Annotated in this window: 17 protein-coding genes; 10 read left to right on the forward strand and 7 right to left on the reverse strand. The window is 48.5% G+C overall.

Going from position 1 to position 15,931, the window contains the following annotated elements; all coding sequences use genetic code 11:
* Positions 1-25 precede the first annotated feature (25 nt).
* The 3 genes from KJS94_RS15845 to KJS94_RS15855 all read left to right on the forward strand — a co-directional run bounded on the left by KJS94_RS15845 (position 26) and on the right by KJS94_RS15855 (position 3,079).
* A complete protein-coding gene (locus KJS94_RS15845) occupies positions 26-865 on the forward strand; it encodes a 3-hydroxyacyl-CoA dehydrogenase NAD-binding domain-containing protein (protein WP_214448461.1) in 840 nt (279 codons plus the stop codon).
* A gap of 32 nt (positions 866-897) precedes the next feature.
* Entirely contained in the window at positions 898-1,920 is a 1,023-nt protein-coding gene (locus KJS94_RS15850) for an NAD-dependent epimerase/dehydratase family protein (protein ID WP_239804194.1), read from the forward strand.
* Between the two features lie 76 nt (positions 1,921-1,996).
* Positions 1,997-3,079 (forward strand): carboxypeptidase-like regulatory domain-containing protein, encoded by a 1,083-nt coding sequence (locus tag KJS94_RS15855; RefSeq protein ID WP_214448460.1) that lies wholly within the window; start codon positions 1,997-1,999, stop codon positions 3,077-3,079.
* Here KJS94_RS15855 and KJS94_RS15860 read toward each other — a convergent pair.
* Entirely contained in the window at positions 3,076-3,915 is an 840-nt protein-coding gene (locus tag KJS94_RS15860) for a DUF6671 family protein (RefSeq protein WP_214448459.1), read from the reverse strand. The genes KJS94_RS15855 and KJS94_RS15860 overlap by 4 nt on opposite strands.
* 54 nt (positions 3,916-3,969) lie before the next feature.
* Positions 3,970-4,920, reverse strand: coding sequence for a UDP-3-O-(3-hydroxymyristoyl)glucosamine N-acyltransferase (locus tag KJS94_RS15865; protein ID WP_214448458.1), 951 nt, complete (start codon positions 4,918-4,920; stop codon positions 3,970-3,972).
* Between the two features lie 485 nt (positions 4,921-5,405).
* On the opposite strand from KJS94_RS15865, the gene KJS94_RS15870 reads away from it, so the two are divergent.
* The 5 genes from KJS94_RS15870 to KJS94_RS15890 are packed head-to-tail and all read left to right on the forward strand — an operon-like array spanning position 5,406 to position 9,198.
* Positions 5,406-6,056, forward strand: coding sequence for a pseudouridine synthase (locus KJS94_RS15870; protein WP_214448457.1), 651 nt, complete (start codon positions 5,406-5,408; stop codon positions 6,054-6,056).
* 42 nt (positions 6,057-6,098) lie between these two features.
* The gene (locus KJS94_RS15875) at positions 6,099-6,974 is read left to right on the forward strand and encodes a YicC/YloC family endoribonuclease (protein ID WP_214448456.1); all 876 of its coding nucleotides are present in this window, start codon (positions 6,099-6,101) and stop codon (positions 6,972-6,974) included.
* Positions 6,975-7,011: 37 nt separating this feature from the next.
* Positions 7,012-7,491: a gliding motility lipoprotein GldH gene (locus KJS94_RS15880; protein ID WP_214448455.1), complete on the forward strand. Its 480-nt coding sequence runs from the start codon at positions 7,012-7,014 to the stop codon at positions 7,489-7,491.
* Between the two features lie 2 nt (positions 7,492-7,493).
* Complete coding sequence (locus tag KJS94_RS15885; RefSeq protein WP_214448454.1) at positions 7,494-8,468, forward strand: sensor histidine kinase; 975 nt, start codon at positions 7,494-7,496, stop codon at positions 8,466-8,468.
* A gap of 25 nt (positions 8,469-8,493) precedes the next feature.
* A complete protein-coding gene (locus KJS94_RS15890; protein WP_214448453.1) occupies positions 8,494-9,198 on the forward strand; it encodes a response regulator transcription factor in 705 nt (234 codons plus the stop codon).
* A 23-nt stretch (positions 9,199-9,221) separates the two neighbouring features.
* On the opposite strand, the gene KJS94_RS15895 is transcribed toward KJS94_RS15890, so the two are convergent.
* From KJS94_RS15895 to KJS94_RS15905, 3 genes are all read right to left on the reverse strand, one after another.
* Positions 9,222-11,066 carry a BatD family protein gene (locus tag KJS94_RS15895; protein WP_214448452.1) on the reverse strand — a complete coding sequence of 615 codons (1,845 nt, stop codon included), beginning with the start codon at positions 11,064-11,066 and terminating at the stop codon, positions 9,222-9,224.
* Between the two features lie 93 nt (positions 11,067-11,159).
* Positions 11,160-11,858: an SDR family oxidoreductase gene (locus KJS94_RS15900; RefSeq protein ID WP_214448451.1), complete on the reverse strand. Its 699-nt coding sequence runs from the start codon at positions 11,856-11,858 to the stop codon at positions 11,160-11,162.
* A 73-nt stretch (positions 11,859-11,931) separates the two neighbouring features.
* On the reverse strand, positions 11,932-12,882 hold the full coding sequence (locus KJS94_RS15905) for a DUF2167 domain-containing protein (protein ID WP_214448450.1): 951 nt from the start codon (positions 12,880-12,882) through the stop codon (positions 11,932-11,934).
* Between the two features lie 86 nt (positions 12,883-12,968).
* Here KJS94_RS15905 and KJS94_RS15910 point away from each other — a divergent pair, with 86 nt between their 5' ends.
* The gene (locus KJS94_RS15910; protein WP_214448449.1) at positions 12,969-13,667 is read left to right on the forward strand and encodes a YjjG family noncanonical pyrimidine nucleotidase; all 699 of its coding nucleotides are present in this window, start codon (positions 12,969-12,971) and stop codon (positions 13,665-13,667) included.
* Positions 13,668-13,708: 41 nt separating this feature from the next.
* Here the strand turns inward: KJS94_RS15910 and KJS94_RS15915 are convergent, their stop codons facing one another.
* Positions 13,709-13,870 (reverse strand): hypothetical protein, encoded by a 162-nt coding sequence (locus KJS94_RS15915; RefSeq protein ID WP_214448448.1) that lies wholly within the window; start codon positions 13,868-13,870, stop codon positions 13,709-13,711.
* A 61-nt stretch (positions 13,871-13,931) separates the two neighbouring features.
* A complete protein-coding gene (locus KJS94_RS15920; RefSeq protein WP_214448447.1) occupies positions 13,932-14,588 on the reverse strand; it encodes a phosphatidylserine decarboxylase family protein in 657 nt (218 codons plus the stop codon).
* An 89-nt stretch (positions 14,589-14,677) separates the two neighbouring features.
* On the opposite strand from KJS94_RS15920, the gene KJS94_RS15925 reads away from it, so the two are divergent.
* Positions 14,678-15,817, forward strand: a complete 1,140-nt coding sequence (locus KJS94_RS15925) for a formimidoylglutamase (RefSeq protein WP_214448446.1) — start codon at positions 14,678-14,680, stop codon at positions 15,815-15,817.
* The last annotated feature ends 114 nt before the right edge of the window (positions 15,818-15,931 follow it).

Raw genomic sequence — 15,931 nt, forward strand, 5'->3', positions numbered from 1 at the left:
CTTTAACCTTTAATCGAGACTTACGATGGTTAAGCAAATCTGTGTATGCGGTGCAGGAACGATGGGAGCCGGTATTGCCCAAGCGGCAGCCCAGCATGGGTTTTCGGTTGTCCTGTTCGATCTCAATGCAGCAGTTATCGGGAAGGCCGAAATGGCTGTGCAGTCCAACCTGGATACATTAGTGACCAAAGAAAAGATCAGTGCGGAAGAAAAGGAACGCATCCTCCAGCGAATGTTGTTTACTTCTTCTATCAATGATGCCAGGGCCGATGTGATCATTGAAGCCATCATTGAAAAACTGGAAGCCAAACAATCCCTGTTCAGCCAACTGGTGGCCATCAATGATCCTGGTGTGATCTACGCAACCAATACTTCTTCCTTGCCCGTGACCGCTATTGCCGCCACCCTTCCTGATCCTTCGCGGATGGTGGGCATGCACTTTTTCAATCCCGCCACCATCATGAAACTGGTTGAAGTGGTCAGGACGGATGCCAGTGATCCAGCTGTGGTGCAAGCCATCGTGGATCTGGCGAAGGCAATGGGTAAGACCCCCGTTTTGTGTAAGGATGCGCCCGGCTTTATCGTCAACCGCGTGGCGCGGCCTTATTATATTGAAGCCTTGCGGTTGGCAGAAGAAGGACTGGATTATGCCACCATAGATGCGCTGATGGAATCCTGTGGATTTAAAATGGGCCCATTCCGTTTAATGGACCTGATCGGTAATGATATCAACTACGCAGTGAGCTGCAGTGTGTATGATCAACTGGGCTCGCCGGAGCGGTTGAAGCCTTCGCCCATCCAGGAGGAAAGGGTGCGTTCGGGTAACCTTGGCCGTAAGACAGGAAGGGGCTATTACGAATATTGAAGCCTTTCAACGCTAATGCTTAGTTTTGATTTATGATGCAAGCCAATAGCCCTTTGGAGTCACGGGGTACCGTATTACTGACTGGTGGTACCGGTTTTCTTGGGGCCTATATCATGGAACACCTCCTGCGGGCAGGCTATAAGGTGAAAGCCTTGAAGCGCATTAGTTCCGCCATCCCATTCTTTATTGACCAGGCCATTCTTTCCGCTGTCCAATGGGTGGAAGGAGATGTGCTGGATGTGGTTTCCCTGATGGAGCATATGGAAGGTGTGGATGCCGTAGTGCATTCGGCAGCCGTAGTATCCTTCATCAGGACAGATCGCGAGAAAATGTACCAGGCCAATGTAGAGGGTACGGCCAATGTGGTGAATGTTGCACTGGAATTGGGGGTGCCAAGGTTGGTGCATATCAGCTCTGTCGCGGCCCTTGGACGGAGCGCCCAGGGGGAAAAGGTGAATGAAGAAAAGGCATGGGCCGCGAGCAATACCAATACCCATTATGCCATCAGCAAGTATAAGGCTGAGATGGAGGTTTGGCGGGGCTTTGGTGAGGGACTTGAAGGAGTGATCCTCAACCCGAGTACCATCCTGGGTTATGGCGATTGGAACAACAGCAGTTGTGCCCTGTTCAGGAATGTTTACAATGAGTTTCCCTGGTTTACCGAAGGCGTTAATGGTTTTGTATATGTGCATGATGTTGCCAAGGCAATTGTGGCTTTACTGGAAAGCGACATCTCTGGTGAAAGGTTTATCATCAATGGGGAGAACTGGAGCTTCCGCCAATTATTGAATACAATAGCAGACGGCTTCCGCAAGAAGCATCCCAATCGGAAGGCTACGCCCCTGCTTGGTGAGATCGCCTGGCGGATGGAAAAGGTGAAGTCGATGATCTCCGGCCAACGTCCGCTGCTCAGTAAGGAAAGTGCCAAGGTGGCCCATAGCAAGACCTATTTTGATAACCGCAAACTGTTAAAGTTCCTGCCGGAATTTCGCTATACCCCTTTGGAAGAGGCCATAGCCCTTTCCTGCAAACAATACCTCGACCGCCACGCTTAGCGTGGCCTCTTTTTTGTATGGTCTTCCGCATACCATCTGCCCAATTTGATCGTTTTATCCTTTTAACTGAATCCTTATGCAAAAACTGATCCTTGTTTTCCTCTTGTCCCTATGTTCATTTGCCCGGACGGCAAAGGCGCAGGAGCAATTTACCGTGACCGGCCAGGTGATCGACTCAGCTACGCAACAACCCCTGACCGGTGCCTCTGTTTTCTGCCAGAACACCACATTTGGTGTCATTACCAATGCTGAAGGCCGCTTTATCATCAAATTGCCCAAGGGCGGTTATGACCTGGTAGTTACTTATACCGGTTACCAGTCTTCCGGCCAGCGTATCAGTACAGCCAGTTCTGAACCATTGCTCATTGCCCTGAAGGCGAAAGACAAAAGTATGGAAGCGGTTACCGTTGCCGGGAGTAATGAAGTGCCGGATGGTTGGGCTAAGTATGGCAGTTTCTTCCAGGAGCAATTTTTTGGCTCCACTGCTAACGCCGCCCAGTGTACCCTGCTGAATCCGGAAGCCTTGCGATTCTTCTACAGCAAGAAGCGCAACAGGTTAAAGGTGCTGGCGAAGGAAGAACTGCAGGTGGTGAACAATGCACTTGGTTATAAGATCCGGTATCAACTGGATTCCCTCAGTTTTGAATACGGTACATCTATCAGCACTGTTTCCGGTTTCCCGTTTTTCGAAAAGATGACAGGGACCCCAGAGCAGGAGACGCAATGGCAGAAGAACAGGGATATTGCCTATCGCGGCAGCAAATTGCATTTCATGCGCAGCTGGTATGAAGGCGACCTGGAGAATGAAGGGTTTGAGATAGAAAGGGTAAATACAGCTGCAAAGAATTTTGAGGCAACAAGGATTGCCAATCCTTATGACAGCAACTTTTACCAGGTAGATAGTGCCATGGTTGACATCGATCTCAAGGGCAGGTTCCGTATCAAATACAAGAATGAATTGCCGGATCCGAAGTTTGTGAAGGAATTCAAGCTGCCATCACAGATCAGGGTTCAACTCTCCATACTGGATATCCTTGACGCTTTCACCATCGAAGAGAATGGATATTGGTTTGAACAGGCCGACCTGATCAATACCGGCTATTGGAGTTACGAACGAATGGCTGAAGCGGTTCCCTACGATTATGAACCGGGCGACTAAGGGTTGCAATGGTCGCAGTACATGGGATCTTCCTGTTCTTTCCCTTTTGGATACCATTGTTCTTTTTTGAAGTCGCAGGCAACGCAGCCATAGATCACCGTTAGCACGCTGCGGGTGGGTTGCCCGCACCAGGAACAGGGTAGTCCTTCTGTGTAGTCTACTGTATCAAAACCCGGTGCATTACAGGATGGACAGCATTGAAAAAGTTTATTGACAAGTTTCCTGGTAGCCGTCCCGATTTCATTTTGCCTGGTTGGATTGTGCACGGCCCTCATGTCCGATTCCATCCAGGCAATTTTATTTTTTTGCATCAATCCTGACAAGGCCGCTTCCAGTTCTTTTAAATCGCTGATGCCTTTGAAGATCACTTCGGGATTACTCTGCCGGTCCTTGAGGATCACCCCGTGTTCCGGGTATCCGATATTTTTCAGGAATAAGCCAGCTTCTTCCCAGCTGGTAATGGATGAACCGTTGAAATTGGTGGCTTCACAAATATGCCTGGCTGCGATCGTCCAGTTGTTCTTTTTGTCCACCAGCACCACCAATTCTTCACCACCTGGTATGAAAGGGATGAGGGGGTGGGCGCCATAAGAGCCCTCACTCGCAATGGCAAGATCTGTATGGCAAAGCTCCATGGCTGCTTTGCATTTCATTATGGCTGTATCCAGTGGTGAAAGTTCCCTTTCTTTTTCGCCGGCGAAAGTGCCGAACTGGTCGGTATCGAAGGAATGCGGCAAACAGGGTTTCATGCCCAGTTCCTCCAGGATTGGGCCGATGATCTTCTCTTTGCCATGCATGGTGGCAATGGCGATGGTTCTTCCTTCAAAAGCTTGCATAAAAAAGACCGGACAAATTTATGTCCGGTCCGGCTATTTACATGGTCCTGTTTATTACTGCAGGTTTTTGATCCTTTCCCAGATCTCGGGAATGCGTTTGATCCAGACCAATTCCCTTCGCTTAATAGAAGCATCTTCAGTAGGACTGCCAAAATAGGTCTTGCCACCTTCCAGTGAAGAAGGTACCCCACTTTGTGCCAGTACTACGGCATTCTTGCCAATGGTAAGGGTTTTGCTGACACCAACCTGTCCCCATAGAACAACACCGTCCTCAATGGTAGTGGCACCAGCAATACCTACCTGGGCAGCGAATAAGCAATTCTTTCCGATGATGGTATCGTGGCCAATATGTACCATGTTGTCGATTTTTGTTCCCTGGCCAATCAGGGTATCATGGCTTACGCCACGGTCGATGGTACATCCCGCGCCGATCTCCACGAAGTCTTCGATCACCACCCTGCCGCAGCTCGGCATTTTCTTATACCATACCTCGCGGTCCTTTTTGGTATTGTAATAGAAGGCATCAGAGCCGATCACGGTTCCCGATTGGATGATCACATTGTTGCCAATGATGCAATGGTCGAGTATGCTGACATTGGGTTGGATGATGCAATCCTTCCCGATCTGCACATGGTGGCCAATCGTGACATTGGGGGCGATATAAGTCCCTTCGCCTATCACTGCGGTTTCACTGATGGCAGAACCGGCCGGCTGGAAGGGACGGAAATGATTGACGATGGTGACATATGCTTCAAATGGATTGTCCACCACCAGCAGTGCTTTCCCTTCAGGTATTTCAACCGCGCGGGTGTTGATGATGATGAACGAAGCCGCAGACTTCAGGCATTTATCATAATACTTGGGATGGTCTACAAATACAAGGTCGCCCTTTTCTACCCGATGAATTTCATTGATGCCTGTTGCCATGCTGGTACTATTGCCCAGCAGTTCGGCTTTAATGAGGTCTGCAATCCAGGTGAGTGCAACTGGTGCCGGAAAACGCATAGAGTGAATTTTGGGCAAAGGTATTACTCCCGGGAGCTGTTTTGTTGAAAAAGACTTGGCTTTCCTTATGGATGCGAAAAATTTTTTTCGGCCCGGATTTCGAAGGGATGATAATTTGGGAGGGCTTGAATGGCGCTATGCAAAACGACTTTTTTATGGGTATACAGCAACTGTAGTTGTCCATGATGTCATGATCATTTCAATGAAACCCTTTGTTTATGCATGTTTCAGCGAATGATGTTTTTGCATTTCATGTTTTGTGTTTATAGAAGGATCGTTTTATTGTGTTGCCTCACCGGTTTTTTATCGAGCAGAAAGCTTTCGCTTTTCCACAGCCACATAAAAAATGTGAATAAAATTTCTTGTAAAATTTTTTTCGTTCGCAAAAATTATTTTTAATATTGTGTAGGGAAATTTTGTTCCCGTACTTACTAACCCATCCAAATAACAAAAGCCTGGTTTTTACCGGGCTTTTTTCTTTTACTATGCTTCGCTATTTCGTCATATACAAACCTTACGAAGTATTGTCGCAGTTCAGTCCTGAAGGTGATAAGCGAACACTTAAAGATTGTTTTGATGTTCCTGCTGATGTTTACCCGGTTGGCCGACTGGATCATGACAGTGAAGGCTTATTGATCCTTACCAACGATAAAGGTCTTAATGCAGCGCTGCTTCAACCGGAGAAAGCACATGAACGAACCTATTGGGTGCAGGTGGAAGGCGACATCACGGCTTCGGCGATCAAAGAATTGGCAACAGGTGTAGAGATCAATGTAAATGGAAAGCTGCACCGCACCTTACCTGCCAAAGCGCATAAATTGGAAGGACCAGTAAGCGTACCGGATCGTCATCCTCCCATTCGTTATCGTGCTGCTATTCCAACTTCCTGGATCAGTCTCGGTTTAACCGAAGGGAAGAACAGGCAGGTGAGAAGGATGACCGCGAGGGTTGGATACCCAACATTAAGACTGATCCGATACAGTATCGGGAAGCTTACCATAGATGGGATGCAGCCTGGTGACTGCCGTGAGATGGACCAAAAGGAGATCTATTGGGCTTTATTTGGAAAGGAAGCTTTGCCCAGGCCCCGGGTCAGGACTTCGGGTTGGCCAAACAAACCTAAACGACAACGTTAAGGCTGGACCTTATTTATTACCTTGCTATCTAAAATTTGCTACATGCTGAAATCGATGACTGGATTTGGACGGGCGGAAAGAAATGTTGGTGATAAGACCTTTCTTGTAGATATCAAGTCCCTCAATGGAAAGCAATTTGAGCTTTCCCTGAAAATGCCGGCTTTCCTCAAGCCTTTTGAATTTGATATTCGTCGGTTGTTGTCTTCCCGCCTCAATCGTGGAACCATCGATTGCACAATCAGCCTGAAGCAGACAGGCTCGGCCAAGCCGGTATCCATCAACCTTTCTCTTGCTAAGGCATATTATGAACCCATTGCGGCCTTGTCCAATGAACTGGGGCTTGATGCGAGCCAGATATTGGGTAATATCCTCAAACTGCCGGAAGTGATCACCCCAACTTCTGATACACTGACTGCAGAGGAGTGGCATGAATTCCAGACCGTGATAGATGCGGCCATTCAAGACCTCGACTACCATCGTGTGGAAGAAGGGAAGATCCTGGAGAATGACCTCTTAACCAGAATCGCCAATATTGAAGCGCAGCAGGTGGTGATCGCAGAACTGGAGCCCAGGCGCCAGCAGAAGATCCGCGAAGGCCTGGTGAAACTCCTGGAGGAGAATGTGGGTGCCGATAATTACGATAAGAATCGCCTGGAGCAGGAGTTGATCTATTATATCGAGAAGATTGACATCAGTGAAGAACAGGTGCGTTTGAAGAACCACTGTGATTACTTCCGGACCCTGCTCAGTGATAATGATGCCGAGATCGGAAAGAAATTATCGTTCCTGTTACAGGAGGTCGGCCGTGAGATCAACACCACAGGTGCCAAAGCCTATGATGCCACCATCCAGAAGAGTGTGGTGATCATGAAGGATGAGTTGGAGAAGGCCAAAGAGCAGGTCTTGAATGTACTGTAACCATGAACTAATCTGATCCCTTCTTATTTTTACGAGCATGAAAGGCGCAATTAAATACCTGCTGGGATTGTCGGTCCTGGCTACCGTGGTAACCGGTTGTGAAAAGGTTGATGTATTCGAAAAGAATATTGCCATTCCCCAACAAAAGTGGTCATCAGCCCTGCACCCGGAGATCAACTTCTCCATAGCGGATACCAGCTCCCTTTACAATATCTATGTAGTGGTAAGGCATACTGATGCCTATCGGTACAATAACCTTTGGATGAATATCTACACGCAGGCACCCGGTGCCGCCCAGCCAGACAAGCAGGTGTTGGACCTGCAACTGGCCACCAATGAAAAGGGATGGCTTGGCACAGGGATGGATGATATATTTGAGCATCGTGTCAGGATCACCGCCAGGCCTGTGCAGCTCAAGCCCGGTTTATACCGTTTCAGGCTGGAGCAAATCATGCGCGATGAACCCCTTGACCATGTGTTGAACGTTGGGTTGCGTGTTGAAAGAGCCAAAATCTGATTATGCCCTTACGTTTCCTTCCCAAACAGAAACTGGCACTGGCAACGGCCATTTATTGGTTCCTGCTCTTCTATATCATTGCTGCCCTCTTTTTCTGGTTCGTGAAGTTACGCCAGCAGAATGAGCAGATGGCGAACTATAAGCTCATGGAATTGGTGGCGGATGACCCATCCTACCTCCAGAAAGTTGATAAGATCACTACAGAAGCCGCCAGGAAGAATACGCAGTTCATTGGCGAAGGAGTTACTTTCTTTTTGGTGATCCTCATCGGGGCGGTTTTTGTTTACCGCGCTGTAAGAAGGCAGTTCCGCGTAGCCCAGCAACAACAGAATTTCATGATGGCCATCACGCATGAACTGAAAACCCCTATTGCTGTAGCCAAGCTCAACCTGGAAACCCTGCAGAAGCATAAATTGGAGGAAAGCAAGCAACAGAAGCTGATCAGCATGACCCTCCAGGAAACGAACCGGCTCAATACACTCACTAATAATATCCTGATCTCTTCCCAATTGGAAGGCGGGGGCTATAAGTTTACCCGCGAGGAACTTGACCTGTCTGCCATGGCTGATAAGATGATGGCGGAATTTCGCCAGCGTTTTCCCGACCGGAGGTTTGAGTGGGAAGTGGTACCGGGTTTGGAGATCAAGGGCGATGCCCTGCTCATCCAGATCCTAATGAGTAACCTGATCGACAATGCCATCAAGTATTCACCGAAAGCTGGATTGATCAGGTTTGCCCTGGTCAGCAAGCCTGCAGGACCTTGTATCATAGTGACGGATGAAGGTGAAGGAATACCCGATGAGGAAAAAGACAAAGTGTTCAAGCGGTTTTACCGGATAGGGAATGAAGAGGTCAGGAAGACCAAGGGTACCGGCCTTGGCCTATACCTGTGTAAGAAAATTACGGAGGACCATTCGGCCAGTATCCATATCGAAGATAATACACCGCGGGGTAGTAAATTCATCATTCAGTTCTAATTTTGTGAAGGCATAAGCAACTAACATGAGTACGAACCAGCCATCAATACTATTGGTAGAAGACGAGGAGAACCTGCATGAATCATTGAAGCTTAACCTGGAACTGGAAGGCTACCAGGTGACTTCTGCATGGAATGGACTGGAAGCTGTAAAGGCCGTACAAAACGAATATTTCGACCTGATCGTCCTTGATATCATGTTGCCTGAGATGGATGGCCTGACGGTCATGGAAACCATCCGTATCCAGAACAATGAGGTGCCCATCCTCATCCTTAGTGCGCGCAATACCAGTGCCGACAGGGTATTGGGATTGAAGAAGGGGGCTGATGACTACCTGACCAAACCCTTCAACCTGGAAGAGCTCATGTTGAGGGTGAGCAAACTGATCGAGAAGAATAAGAAATTGCAGGACAAGGAAACCATAGGTGACACCTATACTTTTGGTAACAATAAGGTGGACTTCAAGGCACAGGAGGCGACTACCAAGAACGGCGAAAAGATCCAGCTCAGCAAGAAGGAGGCCATGTTACTGAAACTGCTCATCGAGAACAAGAATGAAGTGGTAACCAGGGAAAAGATATTACAGGCTGTATGGGGGTATAATGTATATCCTACTACCCGCACTATTGATAATTTTATCCTCAACTTCCGTAAATACTTTGAAGAGGATAGCCGTAACCCGCGCTATTTCCATTCTGTCAGGGGGGTGGGCTATAAGTACAGCGAGTAAGGAAAATGAACAAGCAGGCCAGCCTAGCTAAGCCGGTCAACGGCGTCCATTACCTTTTCTGATTTAACCAGCAATTCCTGGTTGATGGCACTGGTGCTTCCCGCTGCGTACCTCACCCAATCGATCTCCTGCCAAATTCCTTGCAGGTCCGCCAGTGTTTCCTGTGGTATTCCTTTTTCTGCGAGTCTTTTCAGTGCTTCCTGTTTAAGCTGACTGGAAGGAGGAAGTGAAACCTTATTGTACACGATTTCGCCAAGCACCCTTTCAATGTGCTGGTAAAATCCATGGATATCGTTGTTGGCGGCTGCCTGCTTTGCATCCAATAAGCGGTCTATCGCTACTACTTCCTCAACAGGCACTGGCACTGCCGGTGGATTGGCTTCTTCAACAGGCTCGATTTTTTTTCTTCTCCTTCTTGTCCAGAATAGGATACCCCCTGCCAGCAATAGGATTGAAAGTCCAGCCCCAAGCCAAACCGGCCATTGGTTACGGGGTGTTTCACCACCCTGCGATCCTGTTGGTGCAGTCGCAGGTTTACGGTTAGAGGAGGGCGTTATGGAAATGGTGAACCGCTCTGTCTGGAGCGTTTTATAGGTTTTGCTTGCCGGGTCGAAATAACTGAAGGCAACAGGACCTAATTCATACTTACCGGGGGTGGAAGAGGTGAAGGCATAGGTGAAGGTTTTTTTGCCTGCCATCGGTGCCACCGTCTTATTGATGTTCTCAGTAGTAGTAGGATCATAACTGTCTAAACCCTTTGGCCAATTGATTTGGGGCGCATTGACCAGCGGCAGGTTGCCACTGCCTTCCAGGACCAATTCCAGGTTGCCATTGTCGCCCGCTCCAACCGTATTGCTTACCATTCTTGCCGAAAGTGTGAAGTTGCCCACTGCCCCATTGAAGCTTTCAGGTGCATTAGATGGTAGTGGTTTTATGGTGATGGTGGCAGGGCTGCTGGTGAGGGTAACCTGGTGTTCTTCCCATTTGCCTCTCTCTTCATCCATGAACTCCTCGAACATTTGTTCCAGTGGGGTCCTTCCAGACCTTACCGGTCCCGCTTCTTTGTTGAGCCTGAGGAACCTGATATTGTTTTCCAACTCAACCGGCTCCAACTCATACTTTCCTTCCTGCAAGGGCAGTAGTTGGGTCTGTCGGATAAGGTGTACTGTAAAGGACTTGCCATTTAACTTTTCTACCCTGGTCATGGAACCGTCGGGCTCCACCATATCATAAACACTGAAACCATTCATGGATGGCCTTTTGCTCACCCTCGACTGCGACCTGAGTCGGGTATATAGTTTGTAGGTGGCAACGATCGGTTCGCCAACATAAGCGCTGGTCTTATCGGTCTCCAGTTTAACCATCAGGTTCTCCCTGATCTTTTCGGTAGCCGATTCCCCTTCCCTGATCGTATAATCTTCTTCAGGTCGCTCATAAAGGCCACTGATTCCCGGATTGATGGGACTAACAGGTGTTGGGGAGCGCTTGCCGGCATCGGCTACTTCGATCATCAGCTTATTGGATACCATTTTTTTGCCATCCACTGTTGCCTGGGCGCCCGGAACGAGCAGGCGTCCGGATTTCAATGGCTGTAAAACGTAGCTGATGGCCTTGTAGCGGGTCAGGGTATTGTTCATGAAGCTCATCCCCGTGGTTTCCACCGGTCCCTGCACGATCCTGAAATCCCTGAACTCAGGGGTCTTGAATGCTGTGAAGTCTTCAGCGTTCTCCACCACATACTGTACCTGCAAAACATCCTGGGTGGTAATGGTGAGTTCATCGGCAATGGTGGAAAACCTGGCCTGGCCCATTACCCAGCAGGGTAACAGGAAAAATATGGTGATGATGAATGTCTTTATCTGCTTCAAGGTCCTGGATGATGGAATGAAATTACACCTGTCTTGCCGGAAGCCTTAACGTCTTTTGAAGAAAGGCGTTAAGGCCAGGTTAAAGGTTAGCGTTTAGAGGTCGCCCAACTGGGGTCGCAGGATAATATCCTCCACGCAAGCCTGGGGTGAGAGTTTGGCTGCTGCGGCCACCATCACGGCAATATCCTCTGCCTTCATCAGCCTGTTGGGATCAACGCCTGCGCCTTCCCAGGAGGCTGTGTAGGCTGCCCCGGGCATCACAGCCGTTACCTTGATGCCATGGGGTTTCATTTCTTCCCGAAGGTTCCGGCTAAATCCCAGCAATGCATACTTGCTGATGCTATAGGAGCCGCCATTGGCATAGGCGTGCAGCGATGCAATAGAGCAGATGTTGAAGATATGACCCTGCCTGCGTTCCATCATGGCAGGCAAGAGGGCCCTGGTGAAATGATAGGCACTGTAAAGGTTCTGTTGCAGCATGGCTTCCAATACGCCTTCTTCCTCATTGTAGATACTGCCGGGAATGAACTGCCCGGCATTGTTGACTACAATGTCAGGGACACCATACCCTAAAACCCAGGCGGCTAGTGCATTGATGCTTTCCTTTTTTGAGAGGTCGGCTGGGAAACCTTTGATGCTGGCAGTCGGGAACCTGTTCAACAGCTCTTCCATGGTCTTGTATAAGGTTGCTTCCCCCCTGCTGGCAAGGAATAGGTTGTGACCATCGGCTGCAAACTGTTCTGCGATTGCTTTTCCAATTCCCTTGCTTCCACCTGTTATGACTATGTTCATCTTTCGGCTTTTGTATAATAACAAAGCGGTAAGCATTTTGCTTACCGCTTTGTAAAATTACTATTTCCATTGCTTATGCTTTCATATCGAGGATCTCTTTGGGATTCAGCGCTGAATCTTTCCTGCTTTTCAGCTGTCGCCAACCAATCCCTGCCAGGATCACCATTCCCAGTCCAATGTACTTCCAGGAGCTAAGCAGCCATTGCAGGATGCCATCATTGGTCATTACCTTTCCCACTACCAGGCTGCCGAGGTTCCATGCTCCCACCACATCAACACCTGAATCAAAATCGGCATAGCGATGACCTTCGTTGAACTGTACCATGCCAATGATATGGGGCAGTTGTTCCCTTATTGCAGGGAACTGTTCCATGGTGCCAACTGCATTTAGGCTAATCAGTCCTTTCCTTCCCAGGATCTTTACTTCATAGTTCAGGGTATTCAGGGTATTGCCCTGGATCCTGAATTCCTTCGCCCAGTGCAATATCTTTTTCTCCCTGTCATAATAGGGTGCGGCTGCCCAGCCCATAATGTTCATGGTATTGTAGCCGAGCCTTTCCCTTTCCATGTTGGTTGCTGCTTCATCTGTTTTCAATTGCTGTAGCAATTGCTCGTAGTTGATATCGTCGGCATCCTTGTCCTTCACAAACCCGATATTGTCATAGCTCACGACAAAGGCCCATTCACCATTGAGCTGGTTGACCTGGAAGTTCTCCGGTACGATCATGCCCAACACCCGCTCATCGGGAAGGTTTTCCCATAATTCTTCCAGGATGAAACGGGCCTGGTCCCTGCCAATGAATTTGTAGCCTTTGGGAATACTTAGGCTGGCCATGTGGTCATTGAGTGAAATGGTGCCGGCCATATAATCCATGGCGGCTTCAGTGGAGTCCAGCCTGGTGATCCATTGCTCCATAGCCTGGAGCGTTTCTTTAGAAGGGGAAACCTGGGAACTATCTTTTTCACCGGCCCATAGGTTAGGGCCAATCAGGAGCAGGAGGGCTGCTGCCAATAGTTTTCTCATAAGTATTGAATTTAGGGTACGGGATTTACGGTATCTAAATATACACAGCCTGTCTGGACACTACAATATATTTGCACATTATTTTTATGAAAACCTATCAACATATCTTCTTTGACCTTGATCATACCCTTTGGGATTTTGAGGCTAATGCCAAACAAACCCTGGAGGACCTTTACCATGGGTTATCCCTTGCCGAAAAGGGGGTAGACGATTTCGGGCGCTTCCACCAGCAATACAGCGCTCATAACGATCGCCTCTGGGAACGCTACCGGAATGGCTACATCAAGGTTGATGAACTGCGCTGGAAAAGGATGTGGCATACCCTGCTCGATTTCAAGATCGGTGACGAGAAACTGGCCCGTGAAATGAGCACCAGGTTCCTTGACCTGCTACCCAGCCGGACCATACTCTTTCCGTATGCCCTGGAGATCCTTGGTTATTTAGCGGATAAGGGTTACGCACTTCATTTGATAACCAATGGTTTTGAAGAAACGCAACACAAGAAATTAAAGTACTCAGGACTCGAAAAATTTTTTGGGAAAGTGATCACTTCAGAGGGTAGCAACAGCCTGAAACCCCATAGGGAGATCTTTGAGTATGCTTTCCGGGAAACGGGGGCCGACCCGGGAACCAGTATCATGGTGGGGGATAACCTTGAGGTGGATATCCAGGGTGCCATGAATGCCGGCATGGACCAGGTTTTTGTAAACCATATCAACGAAGTACCGGCGATCAGGCCTACCTATACGGTTTATTCGCTAAAGGAACTGGAAGGGATATTTTAACCGCCTTCAATAAAAAAGCGCCTTCCTGAGGCGCTTTTTTATTATGCTTTGGTAGAAGAGGCTTTCTTGCAGCAGGATTTCTTGTCTTCTGCCTTGGCCTCTTTCTTGCAGCAATCTTTCTTGTCGCATTTCTTGCCTTCGCAAGCCATTACGGCTCCTGTGGTCAGCAGGGCAGCCATGGAAAGGAGGAATAGTTTTTTCATACTTTTCTTGGTTTAGGGGAATAGTATTATCAAAATTTACCCTATAACGTTTTTGCGACGGTTAAATTGTGGCCAGGACGGTCACCCCACCTTTAACGTGCTGGTTGAGTTCTACGTTAACCCTGGTGCCGACCGGTAACAGGACATCCACCCGGCTGCCAAATTTAATAAAGCCCAGTTCCTCGTTTTGCTTTACGGCCATTCCGGGTTGCAGGTAGTTCACGATCCTTTTGGCGAGGGCGCCAGCGATCTGCTTGACCAGTATCTCAGTGTTGCCCTTTTTCAGCACTACGCTATGTCTTTCGTTCTCTGTGGAAGATTTGGGATGCCATGCCACCAGGTATTTCCCTTTGTGGTATTTGCTGTACACCACGTCACCGGCGATAGGGTTCCTGTTCACGTGTACATTGGCAGGGCTCATGAAAATACTCACCTGCAGCCTCTTTTCCTTGAAATATTCTTCATCCACCACTTCCTCGATCACCACCACCTTTCCGTCCGCGGGACAGATCACCTGGTGATCACCATAGGTCATGGTTCGTGAAGGGATCCTGAAGAAAGATATGATGAATAACAAAAGGCCAAGCAATACAAAGAGTATGATCCAGCTCAATACCGGATAAGAGGCGCTGATAAAACTGAAGGATAGGAAATTCAGTACGGCGAAGATGATTGCAGCGATAGCAATGGATTTGTATCCTTCCCTATGGATCGTCATGTTGATTGATTATCCGCCAAAATTAGGCAATAGCCAACAGTTTCTGAAATGTGCCCTTTCCATCAGCCGGCAATTATTATCTTGCGCCCATGAGTGACCTGCAACATTTAACGGATTTCCTGGAGCCGCTGTCCCTTGCACAATTGAGTGAAGACGAGGGTTTTAAAGCCGGACAGATGGGAAGGCATATCATGGTTTATGAGGAAGAGTTTCCCGATCTTTCCGATATCGACCTGGTGCTTGTTGGCTGTGGGGAAGAACGCGGGATGGGAATGGGTAGGCCATTCTCTGCTGCACCCGATGTGATCAGGCAGGCATTTTATAAGCTCTTCTACTGGCATTCGGATGTGAAGCTGGCCGACATCGGTAATATCCGGGCAGGGGAATCCCTTAGCGATACCTATGCTGCCCTGAAGATGGTGATCAAGGACCTGACCGATGCGGGAAAGATCGTACTGATCCTGGGTGGTTCGCATGACCTTACCCTTTCGCAATACCATGCTTATGCTGACCGCAAGCAGGTGATCGAGGCGGCCTGCGTAGATGCCTTGATCAACCTGGATATGGATGCCCTGCCCCAAACAGAGCATTTCCTGATGGAGATCCTGACCGGTGAACCTAATTTCATTCGCCATTATAGCCACCTGGCTTTCCAGAGCTACTATGTGCATCCCTATATGTTGGAGAACATGGACAAACTGCGCTTCGACTGCTTCAGGGTAGGTCATGTGAAAGAGCATTTGGAAGAAATGGAACCGGTGATCCGCCATTGCCACCTTATGAGCTTTGACCTTTCTGCATTGGCCCATGCCTATGCACCGGGAACGGCCATTTCCCCTAACGGACTAACAGGTGAAGAAGCGTGTGCGCTTACCCGTTATGCAGGCATGAGCGAGAAGGTGAATAGTTTTGGAATATATGGTTACCGTCCGGAGGCTGATCCTGATGGGCTCACGGCCAAACAGGTGAGCCAGATGGTCTGGTACCTGATTGACGGTATCAGCAAAGGCAAAAGGGAAGCAGACCTGAAGGACAGGGAGTCGTTCTATGAATACCATACTGCTTTTGCGGAAGTGGAGACCACTTTCCTGCAAAGCAAGCGGACCGGCAGGTGGTGGATGCGCATGCCCGATGACAAGTTCATCGCCTGCTCCTATAAGGATTACCTGGTGGCCAGCCACAATGATATCCCTGAAAGATGGCTCAGGGCGCAGGAAAGGAGTTTGTGAGTTGATTGACTTTAAAAAGTCATGGAGGCTATTTTAGAACTGCTTATTATTTGACTCTATAGAAATAAAAAGGATGGAAGTGTATATGCTTCCATCCTTTTTTATTGTTTACGG

This window comes from Flavihumibacter rivuli (assembly GCF_018595685.2).
GTDB lineage: Bacteria > Bacteroidota > Bacteroidia > Chitinophagales > Chitinophagaceae > Flavihumibacter > Flavihumibacter rivuli.